The 18,850-nt window shown below is 73.8% G+C and carries 20 protein-coding genes; 6 read left to right on the forward strand and 14 right to left on the reverse strand.

The features are described 5' to 3' along the window. Window positions 1-204 precede the first annotated feature (204 nt). On the reverse strand, window positions 205-1,314 hold the full coding sequence (gene alc, locus RV983_RS09085) for an allantoicase (RefSeq protein WP_475985278.1): 1,110 nt from the start codon (window positions 1,312-1,314) through the stop codon (window positions 205-207). Further along, complete coding sequence (gene allB, locus RV983_RS09090; protein WP_475985279.1) at window positions 1,311-2,672, reverse strand: allantoinase AllB; 1,362 nt, start codon at window positions 2,670-2,672, stop codon at window positions 1,311-1,313. The genes alc and allB overlap by 4 nt, the downstream gene beginning before the upstream one ends. Window positions 2,673-2,955: 283 nt before the next feature. Here allB and RV983_RS09095 point away from each other — a divergent pair, with 283 nt between their 5' ends. Beyond that, complete coding sequence (locus RV983_RS09095) at window positions 2,956-3,726, forward strand: IclR family transcriptional regulator (RefSeq protein WP_475985280.1); 771 nt, start codon at window positions 2,956-2,958, stop codon at window positions 3,724-3,726. A gap of 109 nt (window positions 3,727-3,835) precedes the next feature. Next, window positions 3,836-4,717, forward strand: coding sequence for an LLM class F420-dependent oxidoreductase (locus tag RV983_RS09100; protein WP_475985281.1), 882 nt, complete (start codon window positions 3,836-3,838; stop codon window positions 4,715-4,717). A gap of 6 nt (window positions 4,718-4,723) precedes the next feature. On the opposite strand, the gene RV983_RS09105 is transcribed toward RV983_RS09100, so the two are convergent. Together RV983_RS09105 and RV983_RS09110 are read right to left on the reverse strand one after the other, a co-directional pair. Then, window positions 4,724-5,035 carry a DUF5955 family protein gene (locus RV983_RS09105; RefSeq protein WP_475990260.1) on the reverse strand — a complete coding sequence of 104 codons (312 nt, stop codon included), beginning with the start codon at window positions 5,033-5,035 and terminating at the stop codon, window positions 4,724-4,726. Between the two features lie 174 nt (window positions 5,036-5,209). After that, window positions 5,210-5,869 carry a histidine phosphatase family protein gene (locus RV983_RS09110; protein ID WP_475985282.1) on the reverse strand — a complete coding sequence of 220 codons (660 nt, stop codon included), beginning with the start codon at window positions 5,867-5,869 and terminating at the stop codon, window positions 5,210-5,212. A 44-nt stretch (window positions 5,870-5,913) separates the two neighbouring features. On the opposite strand from RV983_RS09110, the gene RV983_RS09115 reads away from it, so the two are divergent. The 3 genes from RV983_RS09115 (at window position 5,914) to RV983_RS09125 (ending at window position 9,208) form a co-directional block, all read left to right on the forward strand. Further along, complete coding sequence (locus tag RV983_RS09115; RefSeq protein ID WP_475985283.1) at window positions 5,914-6,567, forward strand: nucleotidyltransferase family protein; 654 nt, start codon at window positions 5,914-5,916, stop codon at window positions 6,565-6,567. 188 nt (window positions 6,568-6,755) lie between these two features. Then, window positions 6,756-8,384 carry a malate synthase A gene (aceB, locus tag RV983_RS09120; RefSeq protein ID WP_475985284.1) on the forward strand — a complete coding sequence of 543 codons (1,629 nt, stop codon included), beginning with the start codon at window positions 6,756-6,758 and terminating at the stop codon, window positions 8,382-8,384. 218 nt (window positions 8,385-8,602) lie between these two features. Continuing rightward, a complete protein-coding gene (locus tag RV983_RS09125; protein WP_475985285.1) occupies window positions 8,603-9,208 on the forward strand; it encodes a class I SAM-dependent methyltransferase in 606 nt (201 codons plus the stop codon). An 11-nt stretch (window positions 9,209-9,219) separates the two neighbouring features. Here the strand turns inward: RV983_RS09125 and RV983_RS09130 are convergent, their stop codons facing one another. Then, window positions 9,220-9,540, reverse strand: coding sequence for a nuclear transport factor 2 family protein (locus tag RV983_RS09130; RefSeq protein WP_475985286.1), 321 nt, complete (start codon window positions 9,538-9,540; stop codon window positions 9,220-9,222). Between the two features lie 174 nt (window positions 9,541-9,714). Here RV983_RS09130 and RV983_RS09135 point away from each other — a divergent pair, with 174 nt between their 5' ends. After that, a complete protein-coding gene (locus tag RV983_RS09135) occupies window positions 9,715-10,815 on the forward strand; it encodes a PP2C family protein-serine/threonine phosphatase (protein ID WP_475985287.1) in 1,101 nt (366 codons plus the stop codon). Here RV983_RS09135 and RV983_RS09140 read toward each other — a convergent pair. The 9 genes from RV983_RS09140 to RV983_RS09180 form a co-directional block, all read right to left on the reverse strand. Then, the gene (locus RV983_RS09140; RefSeq protein WP_475985288.1) at window positions 10,793-11,911 is read right to left on the reverse strand and encodes a substrate-binding domain-containing protein; all 1,119 of its coding nucleotides are present in this window, start codon (window positions 11,909-11,911) and stop codon (window positions 10,793-10,795) included. The two genes, RV983_RS09135 and RV983_RS09140, sit on opposite strands and share 23 nt — an antisense overlap. Window positions 11,912-12,003: 92 nt before the next feature. Continuing rightward, window positions 12,004-13,161 carry an ARPP-2 domain-containing protein gene (locus RV983_RS09145; protein WP_475985289.1) on the reverse strand — a complete coding sequence of 386 codons (1,158 nt, stop codon included), beginning with the start codon at window positions 13,159-13,161 and terminating at the stop codon, window positions 12,004-12,006. Then, window positions 13,158-14,606, reverse strand: coding sequence for a hypothetical protein (locus tag RV983_RS09150; protein ID WP_475985290.1), 1,449 nt, complete (start codon window positions 14,604-14,606; stop codon window positions 13,158-13,160). Before RV983_RS09150 ends, RV983_RS09145 begins: the two co-directional genes overlap by 4 nt. 194 nt (window positions 14,607-14,800) lie before the next feature. After that, window positions 14,801-16,186 carry an 8-oxoguanine deaminase gene (locus tag RV983_RS09155; protein WP_475985291.1) on the reverse strand — a complete coding sequence of 462 codons (1,386 nt, stop codon included), beginning with the start codon at window positions 16,184-16,186 and terminating at the stop codon, window positions 14,801-14,803. Window positions 16,187-16,196: 10 nt separating this feature from the next. Continuing rightward, window positions 16,197-17,084 carry a factor-independent urate hydroxylase gene (gene pucL / locus RV983_RS09160; protein ID WP_475985292.1) on the reverse strand — a complete coding sequence of 296 codons (888 nt, stop codon included), beginning with the start codon at window positions 17,082-17,084 and terminating at the stop codon, window positions 16,197-16,199. 7 nt (window positions 17,085-17,091) lie between these two features. Further along, on the reverse strand, window positions 17,092-17,439 hold the full coding sequence (uraH, locus tag RV983_RS09165) for a hydroxyisourate hydrolase (protein ID WP_475985293.1): 348 nt from the start codon (window positions 17,437-17,439) through the stop codon (window positions 17,092-17,094). Continuing rightward, the gene (gene uraD, locus RV983_RS09170; RefSeq protein ID WP_475985294.1) at window positions 17,436-17,948 is read right to left on the reverse strand and encodes a 2-oxo-4-hydroxy-4-carboxy-5-ureidoimidazoline decarboxylase; all 513 of its coding nucleotides are present in this window, start codon (window positions 17,946-17,948) and stop codon (window positions 17,436-17,438) included. Before uraD ends, uraH begins: the two co-directional genes overlap by 4 nt. A gap of 101 nt (window positions 17,949-18,049) precedes the next feature. Continuing rightward, a complete protein-coding gene (locus RV983_RS09175; protein WP_475985295.1) occupies window positions 18,050-18,430 on the reverse strand; it encodes a helix-turn-helix domain-containing protein in 381 nt (126 codons plus the stop codon). After that, entirely contained in the window at window positions 18,427-18,678 is a 252-nt protein-coding gene (locus tag RV983_RS09180) for a hypothetical protein (protein ID WP_475985296.1), read from the reverse strand. The genes RV983_RS09175 and RV983_RS09180 overlap by 4 nt, the downstream gene beginning before the upstream one ends. Between the last annotated feature and the right edge of the window lie 172 nt (window positions 18,679-18,850).

Here is an 18,850-nt window from a genome sequence, read left to right on the forward strand (position 1 = left end):
GCGGCCGAGCCGTACACCACCCCGGCGCCCACGCCCACCGCTCCGGGCGGCAGGCACGGCGCGGACGGCCGCAACAGGCCCCGCCCTGAACGGCGTACGGCCCTGCCCCCAACCGCCCTCCTCCCCACGCATCCGGCTCTCCCGCGCCGGGTCGACGGCCGATCCAGCGGTGTCCCTGCCACGGCCGGCGCGCCCCGAGGCCCCTCAGGCCAGTGCGTCCCAGCGCCGGGCGAGGCGCCCCGCGCCCGCGTCCGTCAGGGAGCCCCACAGTCGCAGCCGGGCGACGCCGCCGTCGGGATACGTCTCGATCCGCACATGGGTCGCGGCGGGCGCGACCACCAGGAACCGGTGGACGGTGTCGGGCTGCAAGCGGGTGCGGGGCAGGATCGTGAACCACTCACCGCTCTCGCCGTCGCGGCCCAGCAGCGCCGCCCACCCGGCGGCGTTGCCCTTGTAGTAGCCGGTGTCGATCTCGACGGCGCGGACGACGCCCTGTTCCGCGAGCCGGTAGCGGGCCCAGTCGTGGCCCGTGTCACGGCGGCGCCTGGTCTCCCAGCCGTCGCCCATGCGACGGGACCTCCCCGGCAGGATCGGGTTGACCGGCGAGGAGTAGAAGCGGTCGGAGACGTCCTCGGCGGAGCCGCCGTTCTCCAGGGCGACCAGGTCGAACGTGCCCAGCGCCGCCAGCCACCCCGGGTCGGCGACGAACTCGCCGTGGACGCGCAGCCGCGCGATGCCCCCGTCGGGGAACTGCCGGAGCCTCAGATGGGTGAAACGGCGTTCCACGGACACCTCGAAGCCGTTGGCGGCGTGACCGCCGACGGCCGTGCGCGGCACGAGTCCGGTCCACTGCACGCCGTCCGCGAGCAGGTCCTCCGGGGCGGCGGACAGCGACGCTGAGGTGGCCTCGACCGCGATGTGCCGGGGGTGGTTGCCGCGGAAGTGCGCCGTGTCGACGACCAGGCCGCGGACGACGCCGGGGGCGGCGAGGCGGATCAGCGCCCAGTCGTGGTCGGCGTCGTCGGGGTGGGGGCTGCCGGCGCCGGTGCCGCGCCGGCGGCGGGTCTCCCAGCCGTCCATGACCTGCCCCTTGTGGCCGAAGTGCCCGGGCCGGAACTCGGGGCGCTCGGGGACGAGCAGGTTCTCCCGTTCGGCGAAGAACTCGTCGTTGGCGGCGATCACGCCGGCTCCCAGGCGCCGGTCCGCGAGGTCGGCCAGCTCCGTGAACGGCAGGTCGGCGCCGCGGTAGTCGGCCCAGGGGTCACCTCCGGGGTACGGCTGGGCGTCGCCGGTGTACCGGGGCACGGCGGTCACGCGTCCTGCCTTTCGATGAGGCGGCCGGAGGGCCCGGCCGGGATGCCGTGGTCGGCGACGCGTTCGCCGCGCAGCCAGGTGCCGCGGACGACCCCCTGGAGGGTGCGGCCCGCGTAGGCGGTGACCTGGTTGCGGTGATGGAGCGCGGCGGGGTCCACGGTGAAGCTCTCGTCGGGCGCCAGGACGGCGAAGTCGGCGTCGTACCCGGGCGCGATCGCGCCCTTCGTACTCAGACCCGCAAGGCGCGCCGGGCCCTGTGCCATCCAGCGCACCACGTCGCCGAGCGAGGCGCCACGCCGGCGGGCCTCGGTCCAGATCGCGGGCAGGCCGAGCTGGAGGGAGGAGATGCCGCCCCAGGCCGCGCCGAAGTCGCCGGTGCCGAAGTGCTTGAGGTCGGCCGTGGACGGCGAGTGGTCGGAGACGACGCAGTCGATGACGCCGTCGAGCAGGCCCTGCCAGAGGGCGTCCCGGTTGGCGGCCTCGCGGATCGGCGGGCAGCACTTGAACTGCGTGGCGCCGTCGGGCACCTCCTCGGCGGTCAGCGTCAGATAGTGCGGGCAGCTCTCGGCCGTCAGGCGGACGCCCTCGTCGCGGGCCGCGGCGATCATGGGCAGCGCCTCCGCGGAGGACAGATGGAGCACGTGCACCCGGCAGTCGAGGCGGCGGGCGAGTGCGATCAGTCCCTCGATCGCGGTGTTCTCGGCGGCGCGCGGCCGGGAGGCGAGGAAGTCCGCGTACTTCCGGCCCGAGGGCGGCGGCGCGCCGTCGATGAGCGCGGGGTCCTCGGCGTGCACGATCAGCAGCCCGTCGAAGCGGGCGATCTCGCCCATCGCCTCGGCCAGTTGCCCGGGATCCAGCTGCGGGAACTCCTCGACGCCGGAGGGCAGCAGGAAGCACTTGAAGCCGAAGACGCCGGCCTCGTGGAGCGGGCGCAGATCCTTGACGTTGCCGGGGACGGCACCGCCCCAGAAGCCGACGTCGGTGTGGACCCTGCCGCGCGCGGTGTCGCGCTTGAGGTCCAGATGCGCGGTCGTGGTGGTCGGCGGGACGCTGTTGAGCGGCATGTCGATCAGCGTGGTCACGCCTCCCGCGGCGGCTGCCCGCGTCGCGGTCCCGAAGCCCTCCCACTGGGTGCGGCCGGGGTCGTTGATGTGGACGTGGGTGTCGACCAGGCCGGGCAGCAGCGCGTCCTGCCCCAGGTCGACCAGGCGGGCGCCGGCCGGGGGCGGGCTCCCGTACGGCAGGACGGCGGCGATCCGGCCGCCGGCGACGGCCACGTCGGCGGGGACTTCGCCGGCGGGGGTGACGACCCGCGTCGAGCGCAGCACCAGCCCGGTCGCGGCAGCGGCCTCGGACACCACCCGTTCCCCTTCCACCGGCGTCGCCAGGAATTCAACGTTCTGTTGAACAGATCCTCCGCCGAGCCGTACGACCCGTCAAGACCCGGCCGGGCGCGCGGGGCACGCGGTGGACGGGACGCGCGCCGGAGGCTTCCGGAGTAGGGTTGGTGGATTCCGCCAAACGGAATCCGGCTTCCGCCACAGCCGTTCGTGGCTCCGCACAAGGGCGCGGTCGACGACGATCGGCACCCTGCGGCCGCCGGTAGGCTGCACCGCAAGATCGTCCGCCTGGGGAGGAACCGTGGCGTCAGACCGCGCCGGGGGCGTCCAGTCCCTCGAACGCGCCTTCGACCTGCTCGAGCGGATGGCCGACGCGGGGGGCGAGGTCGGCCTCAGCGAGCTGTCCACGAGCAGCGGACTGCCGCTGCCGACCATCCACCGCCTCATGCGGACCCTCGTCGACTGCGGCTACGTACGCCAGCAGCCCAACCGGCGCTACGCCCTCGGCCCCCGGCTGATCCGCCTCGGCGAGACCGCCTCCCGGCTGCTGGGCACCTGGGCCCGCCCCTACCTCGCAGAACTCGTGGACGCGACAGGCGAGACCGCCAACATGGCCCTCCTCGACGGCGACGAGGTCGTCTACGTCGCCCAGGTCCCCTCGCGCCACTCCATGCGGATGTTCACCGAGGTCGGACGCCGGGTCCTGCCCCACTCCACCGGCGTCGGCAAGGCGCTGCTCGCCCACGTCCCGCCCGAGGAGGTGCGCGCCCTGCTGGCCCGCACCGGCATGCCGGCCGCGACGGAGCGGACCATCACCGACCCGGACGCGTTCCTCGCCGAACTCGCGCACATCCGCGCACAGGGCTACGCCGTGGACGACAACGAGCAGGAGATGGGGGTCCGCTGCCTCGCCGTCACCGTTCCCGGCTCCCCCTCCGCCGCCGCCATCTCGATCTCCGGCCCGGCGGGCCGCGTCACCGACGCCGCCACCGAGAAGATCGTCCCCGTCCTCCAGGCCGCGGCCCGCCACCTGTCCGCGGCCCTCGCCGGCGCGGCCGGCACCGGGGCCTGACCCCTCGACGGAGCGGTCCCGCGGTCCCGCGCGGGGGCTTGACCTGGAGGGCACTCCAAGGCCTAGCGTCGTACGGGTCCGCGACAACGACCCGAGGCGGGGAGTGACCGTGCAACTGGGCCTGCATCTCACGAAGTTCGACCATCCGGAAGGGCCCGCGGCACTGGGCCCCGCGCTGGCGGAGGCCGGTGCCGCCGCGGAGGCGGCCGGGGTGGGATGGCTGTCGGTGATGGACCACTATTTCCAGATGGAGCACAACGGCGGCGCCGAGGCGGCGATGCTGGAGAGCTACACGACACTGGGCTTTCTCGCTGCCCGCACCTCCTCCGTGCGCCTCGGGGTGCTGGTCACGGGGACGACGTACCGCCACCCCGGACTCCTGGCCAAGATCGCCACGACGCTCGACGTGCTGTCCGGTGGCCGGGCCACCCTGGGGCTGGGCGCCGCGTGGTACGAGCGCGAGCACCTGGGCCTGGGCGTGCCGTTCCCGCCGCTCGCGGAGCGCTTCGAGCGGCTGGAGGAGACGCTGCGCGTCTGCCTGCAGATGTGGGACCAGGAGGACAACGGGCCGTTCGAGGGCAGGCACTACCGGCTCGCGGAGACCCGCTGCACCCCGGCACCCGTCAGCGCACCGCACCCCGAGGTCATGATCGGCGGCGGCGGGGAGCGCAAGACCCTGAGGCTGGTGGCCCGTTACGCCGACGCGTGCAATCTGTTCGGCTCCTCGCACACCGAGGTCGCGCACAAGCTGGACGTGCTGCGCCGGCACTGCGACGAGGCGGGCCGGGACTACGACTCCATCCGCAAGACGATGCTGTACGTGGGGAGCGCGCTGCGCGACGGCGATCTGGACACCTTCGGCAAGGAGATGGACGGGTATGCCGCGCTCGGCGTCGAGAGCGTGATCGTGATGCCTCCGGAGGCCGCTTCCGCCGGGTGGATCGAGAACCGCTGCGCCGCCGCGGTACGCCGGCTGGCCGAACTCGGCTGATCGGCATCAATCGGCGGCGGGCGGCGCCCCGAAGAGCTCGATCGCGCGCCGGACCTCCGCGAGCGCGGCGGACAGGGCGCTGACGGACCCCAGGGCGCCCGTGAGGACCAGGAGGCCGCGGCGCAGCCGCGGGACGTCGGGAACACCGGCGGCGGCCGCGGACGCCAGCGCGGCGAGCTCGTCCTCCGCGATGTGACGGTCCGGTAAGTTCGAGCGGTACCCGGCGAGCGCGCGGCGGCAGTGGGAGACCGCCGCGCGCAGCGCGGCCACCCTCGGGTCCTCGGCGCCGTCCCCGTCCAGCGCCGCACGGGCCGCCATGTCCTTGACCACTGATATGTCCCCCATTGTTCGACCCCCGTGAACTCACCCGCGCGGGACCGGCCCCACCCGGGCCGCATCGGGGAGGACATTAAACGCGACGGAGCGCTTCCCTCGCTATACGGAGAGCGAAATCTGCCGTAAGTTCCTCTCGCGCGAAGCGACTTGCCGACGTCAACGAACGACGGGCGGCGTTCGGTTCCAGTCGACCGGCCGCCATCCCGAGGCGTCGCGCCTCCAGCGCGCGAACGAGCCGTTGGCGACGTACGCCCCCTCCGGCAGCGGCGGTCCCAGCAGATGACGGATCATCAGGACGACGGCGTCGTGGGTGACCAGCAGCAGCGGCGCGCCGCCCCCGTCGTCGAGCCCGCCGAGCCCGTCGAGTACCGACCGCACGCGCCGGGCGACGTCGTCCATCGACTCGCCTCCGCCGGGCGGCCGGTACGTGTGCTCGCCCTCGCGTTCGCGGCGGGCCGCCTCCTGCGGGAAGCGCTCCCGGACCGCCTGCGGCGTGAGCAGTTCCAGGGCGCCGGTGCCGCGGTCGCGCAGCCGGGGCTCGTACGACGCGGACGGCAGCGGGCGGCCGGCGGCGGTGTGCACGTCCGCGAGGACGTCGAGGGTCTGCCGGGCGCGCCGGTAGGGGGAGCAGAGCACCGTGCCGGGGGTGTCCCCGCCGAGCGTCAGCAGCGCGCCGGCGAGCCGTGCCGCCTGGCCGCGGCCGCGGTCGGTGAGGCCCACGTCGGCGTCCCGGACGCCCTCGGGCGAGACACCGCGCGCGAAGGCCGCGTTCGCGGTGCTCTCGCCGTGCCGCACGGCAATGAGCCAGCTCGCCATGGCCGGTCCTTTCCCTCGCCCGCCATCCACGGTATCCAGGGAACGTGGAACGGGACGGTTCGAGCGGAACGGGCACCGCCGTCGCCGGGCTGCTGCTGGCCGCCGGGGGCGGCCGCCGGCTCGGCGGGCGGCCGAAGGCGCTGCTGGAGTACGGCGGCCGCCCGCTGGTGGAGCACGCCGCGCGGGCGCTGCGCGAGGGCGGCTGCGGGCCAGTGCACATCGTGCTGGGCGCGGCGGCCGGCGAGGTCCGGGCAAGGGCGGTGCTCGACGGCTGCACGGTGGTCGAGAACGCGGACTGGGAGCAGGGCATGGGAACCTCGCTGCGGGCCGGCCTGGAGTCGCTGGCCGGCACGGGGACGCGGGCGGCGGTGGTCGCGCTCGTGGACCAGCCCGGCGTGGGCCCGGAGGCCGTGGCGCGGGTGGCGGCGGCATACGCCTCGCCGGCGACGCTGGCCGCCGCCGCGTACGACGGGAGGCGCGGGCATCCGATCCTGCTGGGCGCGGTCCACTGGCCCGCGATCGCGGCGAGTGCGGTCGGCGACCAGGGGGCACGCTCGTACCTGAGGCGGCACGAGGCGGCGATCGTGCTTGTGGAGTGCGGGGACATCGCGCTCCCGGAGGACATCGACACCCCGGACGACCTGTGGCGGCTCGGCAGCGGGCCGCGGCCGCCCGCGCCCGGTGCCACAAAATGTTGAAGTTCCGCAATGCAAAAACTATGCTCCACGCAGCAGAAGCGCCCGTCGGCCAGGGCGCCCCACGGCCGCCCCCGGCACCCCGTGCCACGCCGCGCCCCGGCGGCCGCCCGGTCCCCCGGGCCGCCCGCACCTCCGCCGTGCCGCGTCCACCCGCGGCGAGAGCAGCCGCAGCCAGAGGAGTCAGCTTCATGTCCGCAGCAGGAGCAGGGCCTTCCCCGTACGCCGTCGTCGCCGACACCGCGCCCGCCGTCGAGCGCGCGGAGGAGGTGCTGACCGACGCGGCGCTCGCCTTCCTCGGCGAACTGCACCGCCGGTTCGCGCCACGCCGCGCCGAACTCCTCGCGCGCCGCAAGGAGCGCCGGGAGGAGATCGCCCGCACCGGCACCCTGGACTTCCTCGCGGACACCGCGCACATCCGGGAGGGCGACTGGCGGGTCGCGGACGCCCCGGCAGCGCTCGACGACCGCCGGGTGGAGATCACCGGCCCCACCGACCGCAAGATGACCATCAACGCGCTCAACTCCGGCGCGCGGATCTGGCTCGCGGACTTCGAGGACGCCTCCGCCCCGACCTGGGAGAACGTCGTCGGCGGTCAGATCAACCTGATCGACGCCTATGAGCGCCGCATCGACTTCACCTCCCCCGAGGGCAAGTCGTACGCGCTGAAGGACGAGGCCGAACTCGCCACCGTCGTCACACGCCCCCGCGGCTGGCACCTGGACGAGCGCCACCTCACCGTCGACGGCGAGCCCGTCCCAGGCGCCCTGGTCGACTTCGGGCTGTACTTCTTCCACAACGCCCACCGGCTGCTCGCCAAGGGCAAGGGACCGTACTTCTACCTCCCCAAGACCGAGTCGCACCTCGAGGCCCGGCTGTGGAACGACGTGTTCGTCTTCGCGCAGGACCACGTCGGCGTGGCGCAGGGCACGATCCGCGCCACCGTCCTCATCGAGACGATCACCGCGGCCTTCGAGATGGAGGAGATCCTCCACGAACTGCGCGACCACGCCAGTGGCCTGAACGCCGGCCGCTGGGACTACCTGTTCTCCCTCGTCAAGAACTTCCGCGACGCGGGCGAGCGCTTCGTGCTGCCCGACCGCAACGCCGTGACGATGACCGCGCCCTTCATGCGCGCGTACACCGAACTGCTGGTGCGCACCTGCCACAAGCGCGGCGCCCACGCCATCGGCGGCATGGCCGCCTTCATCCCCTCCCGGCGCGACGCCGCGGTCAACGCGGTGGCCTTCGAGAAGGTCAAGGCCGACAAGGACCGCGAAGCCGGCGACGGCTTCGACGGCTCCTGGGTCGCCCACCCCGACCTGGTGCCGATCGCGCGCGCCTCCTTCGACGCGGTCCTCGGCGACCGGCCGAACCAGAAGGACCGGCTGCGCGAGGACGTGCACGTCACGGCCGCCGACCTGCTGGCCGTCGACTCGCTCGAGGCGAAGCCCACGTACGAGGGGCTGCGCAACGCCGTCCAGGTCGGCACCCGTTACATCGAGGCATGGCTGCGGGGCCTCGGCGCGGTCGCCATCTTCAACCTCATGGAGGATGCCGCCACCGCCGAGATCTCCCGCTCGCAGATCTGGCAGTGGGTCAACGCGGGCGTGGTCTTCGCCGACAACGGCGAGAAGGCCACCACCGAACTGGTGCGCGCCGTGGCGAACCGGGAACTGGCCGCGATCCGTGCCGAGGTGGGCGATGAGGCCTTCGCGGCGGGCCGCTGGCAGGAGGCCCACGACCTGCTGCTGAGGACCGCGCTCGACGAGACCTACGTCGACTTCCTGACGCTGCCCGCCTACGAGTTGCTCGGCTGACCCGCCGTGGGCCCCCGCTCCCGGCGACGGGAGCAGGGGCCCGTCCGCCCGCGGAGAACGGCGCGACCCGGTCCCGGTGCGACCGGCATGGTCGTCGCCGTGCCGGTCGCAGTGGCACGCGCTCTCCCGCGAACCACGTGCCCTGGCGGACGACGTGACCGGACCGCGGCCCGCTGATCCGCCGTTCGCCTGCCCCATGGCGGGGGAAGGGTCCCGGCATGCCTTTCGACCACAACGACCACTACCACCGGCTGCTGCTGCGCCACGTGCCGCCCGGCGCACTGACCGCGCTGGACGTGGGCTGCGGTACCGGCCGTTTCGCGCGCGAGCTGGCGGATCGGGGACTGCGGGTGGAGGCGCTCGACGCCTCGCAAGAGGCTGTCGCGGCGGCCGGCTCCGCGCCCGGTGTGGTCTTCCGGGTGGCCGACGTGACGGCCGTCCGCCTGCCCGAGGGCCGCTACGACGTGATCACCTGCCTGGCGAGCCTGCACCACGTCCCGTTCTCCACCGTCGCCGAGCTGCGGGCCGCCCTCGCCCCGGACGGTGTGCTCCTCGTCCTCGGCTGCTACCGCGAACACACCGTCGCCGACCGGGCGGTGAGCCTGCTCGCCGTCCCGGTCAACGCCGCCGCCCGGCTCTCCGTCGCCGTCCGGGAGCGGCTGCGCGGCCGGCCGCGCCCCGCCGTGAGGGCACCAGTGCGGCCTCCCACCATGCACCTGCGGGAGATCCTCGCCGAGGCGGACCGCCTCCTGCCGGGCAGCCGGGTGCGCCGGCTGCTGTTCTGGCGCTACCTCCTGGTCTTCCACGAGGACGCCGCGCGCTGAGGCTGTCCCGGTCAGGCCTGGCCGGTGTCGAAGCGGCTGATCTTCCCGTCGTCGACGGTGAAGTGCCACTTGGTGCGCATCTCGCCCCAGGTGTCGTTGCAGTAGTCGGCGATCAGCGTGCGCCCCGCGGCGTCCTGCGACTGGACGCCCATGTGGCCGTGGGAGTCGAAGATCTCCTGGTCGGCCCATTCGTCGAGCATGCGGTCGGAGCCGTCGTCCGACATGGTCGCGTTCTCGGTGAGCGCCTGATGGAAGGCGTCGCGGTCACCGGCGTTGACCGCCGAGACGAAGGCGCGGACGGCGGGCTCGTTGAGAGCGTCGGTGCGGATCATCGTCGGACTCCCTGTGCCGGCGTACTGGCCACCAGCCTGGTGGGCCGCCGCGTCCTGCGCCACCCGGGGGACGGCGGTTCACCCGGGGGGCGCCCACCGCTGGCCGGGCGCCGCGGACGCGGGGAGTCTGGGACGACAGCCCGGCGGGCCGGGACGGACGGCAGGAGCGCGCGCGTGGGAAGTGTCGACGAGGGCGGCACCGACGACCGCAGGGACGTGTCGCGCTACGTCCGGCTGCTGCCCGTCGTACTGCTCGTCGGCGGCTTCCTCGTGGACTACCTGACTCCCGCCGAGTTCAGCGGAACGGCCTTCTACTCCGTCGCCCCGATGATTGCCGCGCCACTGATGTCACTGGGCGGCACGTGCCTGATCGGCATCGGGGCCATCGCGGCGGACGCGGGCATCCTCAACCACTTCGGCTACCTCAACGGCGCGGGCGGCGTCAGCGAACTGCTGTCGATCACGGCAGTGGCGGCGGTCGCGGTCTTCATCAACCGGGTGCTGCACGTCCGCGAGATGCGGCTGCGATCCGCCCGGGGCATCGCGGCGGCCGTGCAGCGGGCGGTACTGCCCGAGCCGCCGGAACGCGCCGGGCCGTTCCGCATCGCCGCCCGCTACGAGGCCGCGGAGCAGGACGCGGACATCGGCGGCGACCTCTACGCCGTGCAGGAGACCCCCTTCGGACTGCGTTGCGTCATCGGCGACGTCCGCGGCAAGGGGATGGACGCGGTCGAGGCGGCCACGGTGGTGCTGGGCGCCTTCCGCATGGCGGCCGACGAGGAGCCGACACTCGCCGGGCTGGCCGCGCGCATGGACCGCGCGCTGTGGCGGGAGTCCGAACGGCGCGAGGGCCTGGACCGGCTGGAGGGCTTCACCACCGCCGTGCTGGTGGAGATCGCCCCGGACGGCGGCGAGTTCCGCCTCGTCAACCGCGGCCATCCCCCGCCACTCCTCCTCCACGAAGGCCGGGTCCACTCCGCCGAGCCCTCCCAGCACGCCCTGCCCCTCGGGATGGGCCTGGAGACCGCGGTGGCCGCCGTGGACACCCTGACCTTCCCGCCCGGCGCCTCCTTGCTGATGCACACCGACGGCGTCACCGAGGCGCGCAATGCCGACGGCACCTTCTACGACCCGGTCGTCCGGCTCGCCGGCGTGCGCTACGAAGGGCCCGTCGAACTGCTCCAGACCCTGCTGGACGACGTCCACCGCCACACCGGCGGCCCCCGCAACGACGACATGGCCCTGCTGGCCGTCACGCACGACCCGCGCCCCTGAGCACCGCCCCGCACGAGGCCCGTACCCGCAAGGAGGGCAGCAGGTCGACGTGCTCGCGCGGCCGGGAGTCCCCGCGGCGGCGCTCGGCGATCCGATCCAGGAGCAGCGCCACCGCCGTCTCGCCGACCGCGCGCCGCCGCGGCGCGATCGCCGTGAGCGGGGGGTCGGCCAGGGCCGCCACCTGGTCGCCGTGGACGACGATCGCCAGGTCCTCCGGGACGAGCACCCCGAGCGCCCGCAGCCGGGGGACGAGCACGACCGCGAACGCGTCGTCGTGCAGGAGCACCGCGCGCACGCCGTGCTCCTCGGCCAGCGCGCGCAGGTGATCGGCCGTGCGCGCGATCCGCTCGGCCTCGGGCAGCCGCTCGGGCGCGCTGTACGGCGAGCCGGGCGCCGGGGTCAGCTCCAGCGCCTCGACGGCGGCGGCGTGGCCGGCCCTGAGGGTTCCGGCGTACGCGGCTTCTTTGAGCACCAGCGCGACCGAGTGGTGGCCGAGCGAGGCCAGGTGCCGCACGGCCATCGCGGCGCCGTGTGCGGCGTCCGAGCGGACGTGGTCCAGATCGGCCGCCGGGCTGCCCGGCGGGGCCGCCCGCTCCACGAGCACCACGGGCACCTCGCTCCCGGTGACCCGGCCCTCGTCGTCGCCGCCCGAGTCGGGGCCGGGGGTGAACAGCAGCCCGTCCGCGCCGGCGGCGACCAGCCGGCCTGCGTGCTCGGCGTCGCCCTCGGCCAGGCCGGACAGGCCGAGCACCAGCCGCCCGCCGCGGGCCTCCAGGGCGTCGTGGGCGCCCTGGACGATCTCGTCGAAGGGGTGGTCGAGCGTGGGGACGACCATGCCCGCGACCAGGCCCTCGGCGTCCCGGGCCCCGGCGGGAGCGGGAGCGGCACTGGGTGCGGCCCCGGTCTCCGCGCACGGCCAGGCGACCGAGCCGTGGACGCGCCGCAGCCGCCCCTGCGTCGCGAGCGTCTCGACGTCCCGGCGCAGGGTGACAGCGGAGACGCCCAGTTCGTCGGCGAGGTCCGAGACCCGCAGCCTGCCCCGTTCGCGGACCAGTGCGAGGACCCGTTCGTGGCGCTGGCCGACATGGAACCGCACGGTCTTCTCCCTGCTCAGGACCGTCGGGGCGGGGATCCGCACTCCCTTGTCACTGTACGCCGCCGCGCATCCCGAGGGCGGGGCTGCGCTCGTCAGTTCCGTTGCCGGCGTGGCGCAGCCCGCTTGCGGTAGCCGTCCAGCACGTCCTGCCGGAGCAGGAACCCGAAACCGGCCGACTCCAGGCGCAGGCCGAGTGCCGCTTCGTCGATGCCGAGAGCGGCCGCGGTGTCCGCCAGATGCCAGTCATGGGCGGCCAGGCGGCTGAGGAGGTAGCCGCGGCGGACCTGGCTCTCCGAGAGCCGGAACGTCTTGAGGTAGACGGTCCGTCCGCCGCCGTCCGTGATGGCCTCGCCGATGTGGTTCTCCTGCCCGGGCCGGAACTCCGGCAGGAAGCGGGCGAGGGTGAAGGGCCCCATCCGGTGCACCGTCCGCCAGGTCCCGTCCTGTTCCGCGGCCCGCGCGGCCATCGTCGTGTCGTGGAAGTCGGCCCAGGCGCGCTCCTGTTCCCCGGCCGCCGCGCGCAGCCGGGCCAGGGAGTCGACGCCCTCGTCGGCCACGTGGGCCAGGAAGTCCGGCACCGGTGGCATCAGGAGGGCGTAGTGGTGGACGAGTTCGCCGTACAGGTCCTGCAGGAGGGTGGGGTGGAGCACGCGGTAGTCGTCGGGGTGCGGCACGACGAACACGGCGGCCAGGGCGTCGGCAACGTAGAGCAGCACTCCGCACTGCCCGGGGTGGATCTCGAAGACGCGCAGCGCGTCCGCGAGTCCGGCCACCTCGGCACCGGTGTACGCCTGCTCGACGCGCGGCGACAGACCCCGGCGCAGCGCCCGCTGCGACCACTCCTCCCAGGCGAGCGAGGGGCCGCCGAAGTGCAGCGCCAGATAGCCCTCCAGGGCCAGGTGCATCGGGAGGAAGCGCAGCCGGTGCTTGTCCTCGCGGCGGGCTATTCTGCGGTGGAAGCGCAGACCGGTGGTGGCGGGCGGCGCCGTGTCCGCGGCGGCGGCCAGGTGGGTGCCGTAGGCGGCCGCCGGGGTGCCGTCGTCGGTCCAGGCGGCCACGAAGGCGTGCGGGATGTAGGAGAAGTAGGCCTCACGCGGGCCGACGCTCACCACCGAAGGACCGTCGCCCAGGACGCGCGGATGCAGGCGCAGGTCCTCGACGGGTGCGGGACGCACCAGTGGCACCAGGCGCACCGCGCCCCACACCTGGGAGGGGCGGGTCTCCAGGCCGGTCAGGTCCATCGCGGTCACCGGGCACGCGCCGGGGGTTCCGTGGCCTCCCCGGCCGTCATCCGGCCGGCGCGGGCGTCCAAGTAGGCGGTGAGTTCGGCCAGGTCCGTGCGGCCCTCGGCGAACTGGGCGATCTCCACGAGCGCGGGCAGGTCCTCGGCGTCGCGGATACCGGCCGTGGCCACGGCCGCGGACAGCCGCCGCACGTCGAACGCGTCCGCGTCGTAGACGGGGTTGAGGTGCACGACGCTGGTGCGCCCGGCCGGATCGAGACGGGTGCGCCAGACACGCAGCACCTCGGCGGCAAGGCCCGGGGGCGCGTTGTCCCAGCCGTCGGAGACGATCACCAGACGGGACGGCGCCGTCTCCAGGGCGTCGAGGACGCGCAGACCCAGCGGGGTCGGACCGTACGGGTGGACCAGCAGCGCGTCGTCACGTCCCGAGGTCCAGAGCCCGGTGTAGTCGCCGGCCAGGGCCGCGAGCAGATGGTGGCAGGCCAGGGCGACGGCCAGCGGGCGGCGCCGCTTGGTGCCCGAGCCGGCGGCGGAGAAACTGTCGTCCAGGACGGCGGTCACCCTGCCCCAGCTTCCCCGGTGCCGGCCGGCCACCCGCGCCGCGGACACCTCCAGAGCACCGGTCAGCTCGGCGCGCCGGCGCCGGCGCTCGTCGAGGGGCAGCGCCAGTACGTAGGACGCGAGCCGGGTCAGCGGCATGCGGTCCAGCCCGCCCGGCACCGGCGCGGCCCCGTGCTCCCGGGCCGACTCCCGCAGGCGCAGGTTCTCCAGGCGCGTCATGCGGGGGGCGATGCGCTCCAGGAAGACGTCCCTGGGGACGCCGTGCTTGGCGGCGAAGCCCTCGGCGACGGTGTAGGGCAGGTCGTACAGGGCCGCCTGCTCGTAGTGCGCGCGGCGCCACGCCTCCAGCAGGGGCGTGGCGTAGCGGGCCCGGGTCAGCGGCCGGAAGACGAACGTGCCCAGTTCATCATCCGCGGGGGCGAGATGGGTGTGCCGCAGGGTCTGGCGGAGACCGCCGCGGTACTTGACGGCGTCGAACGCGAGATCCGGGCGCGCGGCCAGCCAGTCGCGGACGATGGCACGGGTGCGCCGGTTGTTCACCCCGGAGCGGCGCAGCGCGCCGAAGAGCCCGTACGCCCGCTGCGGCGGCAGCAGCGCCAGCCGGGCGGCGATGAGCCGGCCCTCCGAGCGCCGCTGTTCGGGGGTGGCCTCGGCTGCGGTCTCCAGCAGCCGGCGGATGATCAGGCACGCGTTGTGGTCGTTGATGTCCAGCGCGAGCACCCCGGCGTACAGGTCGCGGTAGTTCCCCAGCATGTACGCGTGGAGGAAGTCCAGGGACAGCCGTTGCTGCCCGGCGCTGTCGCGGAACTCGCGCTGACCGGTCGCGGTGATCGCCGCGTTGACGAACAGCAGCACGTCCTCGGCCGCGACGGCCGCACCCCGCTCACCCATGTCGCCTGCTCCCCCGGTCGTGGACGCCGGCCGGGGAATGGGGGCACGAGCAGCGAATCATTGCTTCAGAGGCAGGTTCCGGAAGTCGCGCCGAAGTCCCGCGGCCGGCCTCCGGACCGTAACAGAGCGGGCACGGGCGGCTCCACCGCATTCCCGCCGTGCCCGTCCCGCGTGGTGACCTCGGGCCCTCCCTGTCAGCCGGTCAGGCCCGCGATGCGGGCGAGGCGCCGGGCCTCGGTGCGGGTGGCCCGGGCGATGGCGTCCTCGTCGGCGGTGACCAGGTGGTTGTCCTCCACCACCGGCCGCCCGTTCACCAGCGAGAGGGTGACAGGGGCCGCGGCCCCGAGGACCAGGGCGGTGACCGGGTCGGCGATCGAGGCGTGGGCGAGGGTGTCCATCCGCCACAGCACGAGGTCGGCGAGCTTGCCCTGCTCCAGGGAGCCGATCTCCCCCGCCCGGCCCAGGACTTGGGCCCCGCCGTAGGTGCCCAGCCGTAGCGCCTGACGGGCGTTCAGCGCGGCCTCACGGTGCGGCCCGAGGCGGTTGACGAGCAGCGCGTTGCGCAACTCGGTGTGCAGTTCGCCCGATTCGTTGGAGGCGGTGCCGTCCACGCCGAGGCCGACCGGGACGCCGGCCGCGAGCATGTCGGGGACGCGGGCGATGCCCGCGGCGAGGCGGGCGTTGGAGGAGGGGCAGTGGGCGACGCCGGTCCGGGTGCGGGCGAAGGCGGCGATGTCGGCGTCGTTCATGTGCACGCAGTGCGCCATCCACACGTCGGCGCCGAGCCAGCCGGTGGACTCGAAGTAGTCCGTCGGCCCCATGCCGAACAGTTCCTTGCAGAACTGCTCCTCCTCCACGGTCTCGCTGCCGTGGGTGTGCAGGCGCACGCCTTTGCGCCGGGCGAGTTCGGCGCCCTGGCGCAGCAGTTCGGTGGAGACCGAGAACGGGGAGCACGGGGCGACGGCGATCCGCGTCATGGCGTCGAAGGAGGCGTCGTGGTGCTCGTCGATCGTCTCCTCGGTCGCGGCGAGCGCGCCGTCCAGGGTCTCGACGGCGAAGTCCGGCGGCAGGCCGCCGTCGGACGCGCCGCGGTCCATGGAGCCGCGGGCGAGGGTGAAGCGCACGCCCATGCCTGCGGCGGCCCGGATGATGGAGCCGGACAGGTCGCCGGTGCCGCGCGGGAAGACGTAGTGGTGGTCCATGGCGGTGGTGACGCCGCCGCGGGCCATCATCGCAAGGGAGCCCTGGGCGGCCGCGTGGGTCATCCGCTCGTCGATCCGCGCCCAGGTGGGGTAGAGGGCGACGAGCCAGTCGAAGAGGTTGTGGTCGGTGGCCAGGCCCCGGGTGATCCACTGGTAGAAGTGGTGGTGGGTGTTGACCAGGCCCGGGGTGAGCAGATGCCCGGTGCCGTCCACCCTGCGTACGACACCTGGCAGTCCGGCGGGGGCGGGGCCCGCGCCGACGGACTCGATGCGATTGCCGGCGACGACCACATGGCCGTCGGCGTACTCGGTGTCGTGCGCGTCGACGGTGGCGACGGCGCAGTTCTCGATGACGATGCGCTCCGCTGCGGCGGTCATGGCCGGCCTCTCAGTCCGTCACCGGGATGCGGGACTCGGCGCCCTCGCGCAGGACCGTGCCCTCGATGAGGCCGTAGGGGCGGTCGGCCGCGAAGTACACCGCGCTGTCGGGGGTGTCGTTCTCGAGGCCGAAGGGTTCGAGGTCGGCCAGGAAGTGGTGCTTGTTGGGGAGGGAGAGCCGCACCTCGTCGATCTCCGGTCGGTGCTCGACGACCCGGTCCCCCATCGCGTACAGCGTCTGCTGGAGGGAGAGCGAGTAGGTGCCGGCGAAGGCTTCCAGAAGGTGGCGGCGCACCTCGGTGTACGACTCCTCCCAGTGGGGGGCGGGGTCCTCGTCGCGGGTCCAGCAAAACCGCCAGCGGGCGGCGACCTCGGTGGCGAGGACGCGGTCGCGGGTCTCCCGCAGCGTCGTGTACCGGTCCTTGGCGAAGCCCCAGAACTCCGAATCGGTGGAGTTCATGACGACGAGGTCCTTCAGGCCGGAGAGGACCTGCCAGTGCGTGCCGTCGAAGGTGACCTCCGCGGTGCGGGTCTCCTGACCCTTGCGGACGAACGAGTGCTCCCCGGTGACGCGTTCCCAGGCGTACTCCTCGATGCGGATCCTGGCCCGCCCGATCGCGTCCTGGCTCGTGACGAAGTGCCGGGCGAGGTGGATGCCGAACTGCTCGGCGGACTCGATCCCGTACTGCTTGGCGAACGCGAACACCGTGTTCTTGGTGGTGTCGGTGGGCAGGACGTTGGCGTTGCTGCCCGAGTAGTGGACCTCGTCCATGGCGCCGGAGAGCGCGACGGAGACATTGAGGTCCCTGACGTGGTGCGTGCGGCCCTCGCGGGAGACGCGGACGACGCGGGTCTCCGCTTTGCCGTACTGGTTCTGGCCGAGACGGGTGGGCGACATGTCGGTGCTAGCTCCCTCGGTATACGGAGTAGCCGAACGGGTTGAGCAGCAGCGGTACGTGGTGGTGCTCGCCCGGCTCGACGGCGAAGACGACCGCCACTTCCGGGAAGAAGGCTGCGCCGTCCCCGGCTCGTGCGCGGGTCAGGTACGGCCCGGTTCCGAACTCCAGCCGCACGTGGGTCGTGGCACCGGGCAGCGCGGGCAGGTCCTTGCAGCGGCCGTCGGCGTCCGTCGCGGAGGCGCCGTGCGGCACCCAGGGGGCGTCGCCGCCGGCGCGGACCTCCAGCAGGACGGCGACGTCCGCGGCGGGGCGGCCGGCGCTGGTGTCCAGGACGTGGGTGGACACGGACGTCATGAGGGGTCCTCCTCGGGGGGCGCGACGAGCCGGGCGAGCCGGATGCGGTTGATCTTCCCCAGCTCGGTGCGGACGATTCCGCGTTCGGTGGCGGTGTCGTTGCCGATCCGCTCGTCGAGAGCGGCCAGCATCTCCTCGCCGGTCCGGCCGGTGGCGCAGATGAGGAAGACGTGGCCGTGCCGCTCCTGGTACGCGAGGTTCCGCTCCAGCAGCCGCGCGCGCAGGACGTCCTGCACGCCGCTCTGCTCGCGGGCGGAAGCGGGGTCGCCGGGCTTCGGCCGGCCGATCGGCGGGTGCCCGGCCATCGCCTCGGCCAGTTCGTCCGCGCCGAGGCCAGCCATCGCCGTGTCGCTCGCGGCGAGCAGCTCCTCGACGCCTGCGTAGGGACGGCCGGCGGCCACCTCCGCGCCCCAGGAACGGCTCGCGCACACCTCTCGCAGCAGGGCGGCCACCTCCGCCGCACCGGCGGTGTTGAACCGGGCCAGGCCCGGGGAGGGACGGGACGTCACACCAGCACGCTAGGAGCGCCCGCCGCACGACGTCAACACTTTGTTGAAAAATACCCACCCCGCGACGGACGCACCGCGGCCGGACGGGCGACGGCAAGCGGCTATTCGCGCTCCTTCGCCGCGTTCTCCCGGTTCAGGTAGTTGTAGACGGTGAAGCGGCTCACCCCGAGGGCCGAGGCCACCGTCTCCACCCCGTGCCGGACGGAGAACGCGCCGCGCTCCTCCAGGATGCGCACGACCGTCTGCTTCTCCTTGCGGCCGAGTTCGGCCAGCGCCCTGCCGTGCCGGCGCTCCATGTCCGCCAGCAGGTGATCGAGGGAGTCGGCCAGGTGCGGCAGGCGCACGGCCACGACCGCCCGGCCCTCCCAGCTCAGCACGACGTCGTCGCCGCGCGCCTCGCCGGGCGGCACCATCTGCGCGCCCATCGCGGCGACGAGCGGCGAGATGGCCGCGCTGAACGGGTGCTCGCCGGCCGCGGTCATCGTTCCGCCTCCCCGATGACACTGATCTGCAGCGACACCCGCGTGGCCCCGGCGCCCAGGGTGCGCCGCAGCAGATCACCGACCGCGTCCACCACCTGGCCGGCAGCGCCCTCGGCCGTGTTGCCGAACGGCCCGACGTCGACCTTCTCCAGTGCGGCCGAACCGACGACCTCCCGGGCCACCACGGCGTGCTCCGGGAGCGCGTCGAGATCGAAGGGCTCGGTGGTGAATTCCAGTCTCAGGCGCACGCCTTCAACCTAGCTGGTCAGCGGCTTTCGGGGACATCCCTCTTGACAGTCCCCGGCCAGGTGATCCAGTCTTCCGTTAGATAGAAAACTATTTCCGCATTACGGAATACTAAGAGTCCTGAGAAGGTGCCACGGCCGGCATGTCAACGAGCTGATGCACCAGACGGAAGGG

It is taken from the genome of Streptomyces sp. RLA123 (assembly GCF_056270165.1).

Excerpts from the sequence above, each read along its gene's own strand:
- RV983_RS09130 (WP_475985286.1), bottom strand. The coding sequence starts at position 9,540 with ATGATCCGCACCGACGCTCTCAACGAGCCCGCCGTCCGCGCCTTCGTC.
- RV983_RS09125 (WP_475985285.1), top strand. The coding sequence starts at position 8,603 with ATGCCTTTCGACCACAACGACCACTACCACCGGCTGCTGCTGCGCCAC.
- pucL (WP_475985292.1), bottom strand. The coding sequence starts at position 17,084 with ATGTCGCCCACCCGTCTCGGCCAGAACCAGTACGGCAAAGCGGAGACC.
- RV983_RS09105 (WP_475990260.1), bottom strand. The coding sequence starts at position 5,035 with ATGGCGGCCCGTGCGGCGCTGGACGGGGACGGCGCCGAGGACCCGAGG.
- aceB (WP_475985284.1), top strand. The coding sequence starts at position 6,756 with ATGTCCGCAGCAGGAGCAGGGCCTTCCCCGTACGCCGTCGTCGCCGAC.
- uraH (WP_475985293.1), bottom strand. The coding sequence starts at position 17,439 with ATGACGTCCGTGTCCACCCACGTCCTGGACACCAGCGCCGGCCGCCCC.
- RV983_RS09155 (WP_475985291.1), bottom strand. The coding sequence starts at position 16,186 with ATGACCGCCGCAGCGGAGCGCATCGTCATCGAGAACTGCGCCGTCGCC.
- RV983_RS09175 (WP_475985295.1), bottom strand. The coding sequence starts at position 18,430 with ATGACCGCGGCCGGCGAGCACCCGTTCAGCGCGGCCATCTCGCCGCTC.
- RV983_RS09150 (WP_475985290.1), bottom strand. The coding sequence starts at position 14,606 with ATGGGTGAGCGGGGTGCGGCCGTCGCGGCCGAGGACGTGCTGCTGTTC.
- RV983_RS09110 (WP_475985282.1), bottom strand. The coding sequence starts at position 5,869 with ATGGCGAGCTGGCTCATTGCCGTGCGGCACGGCGAGAGCACCGCGAAC.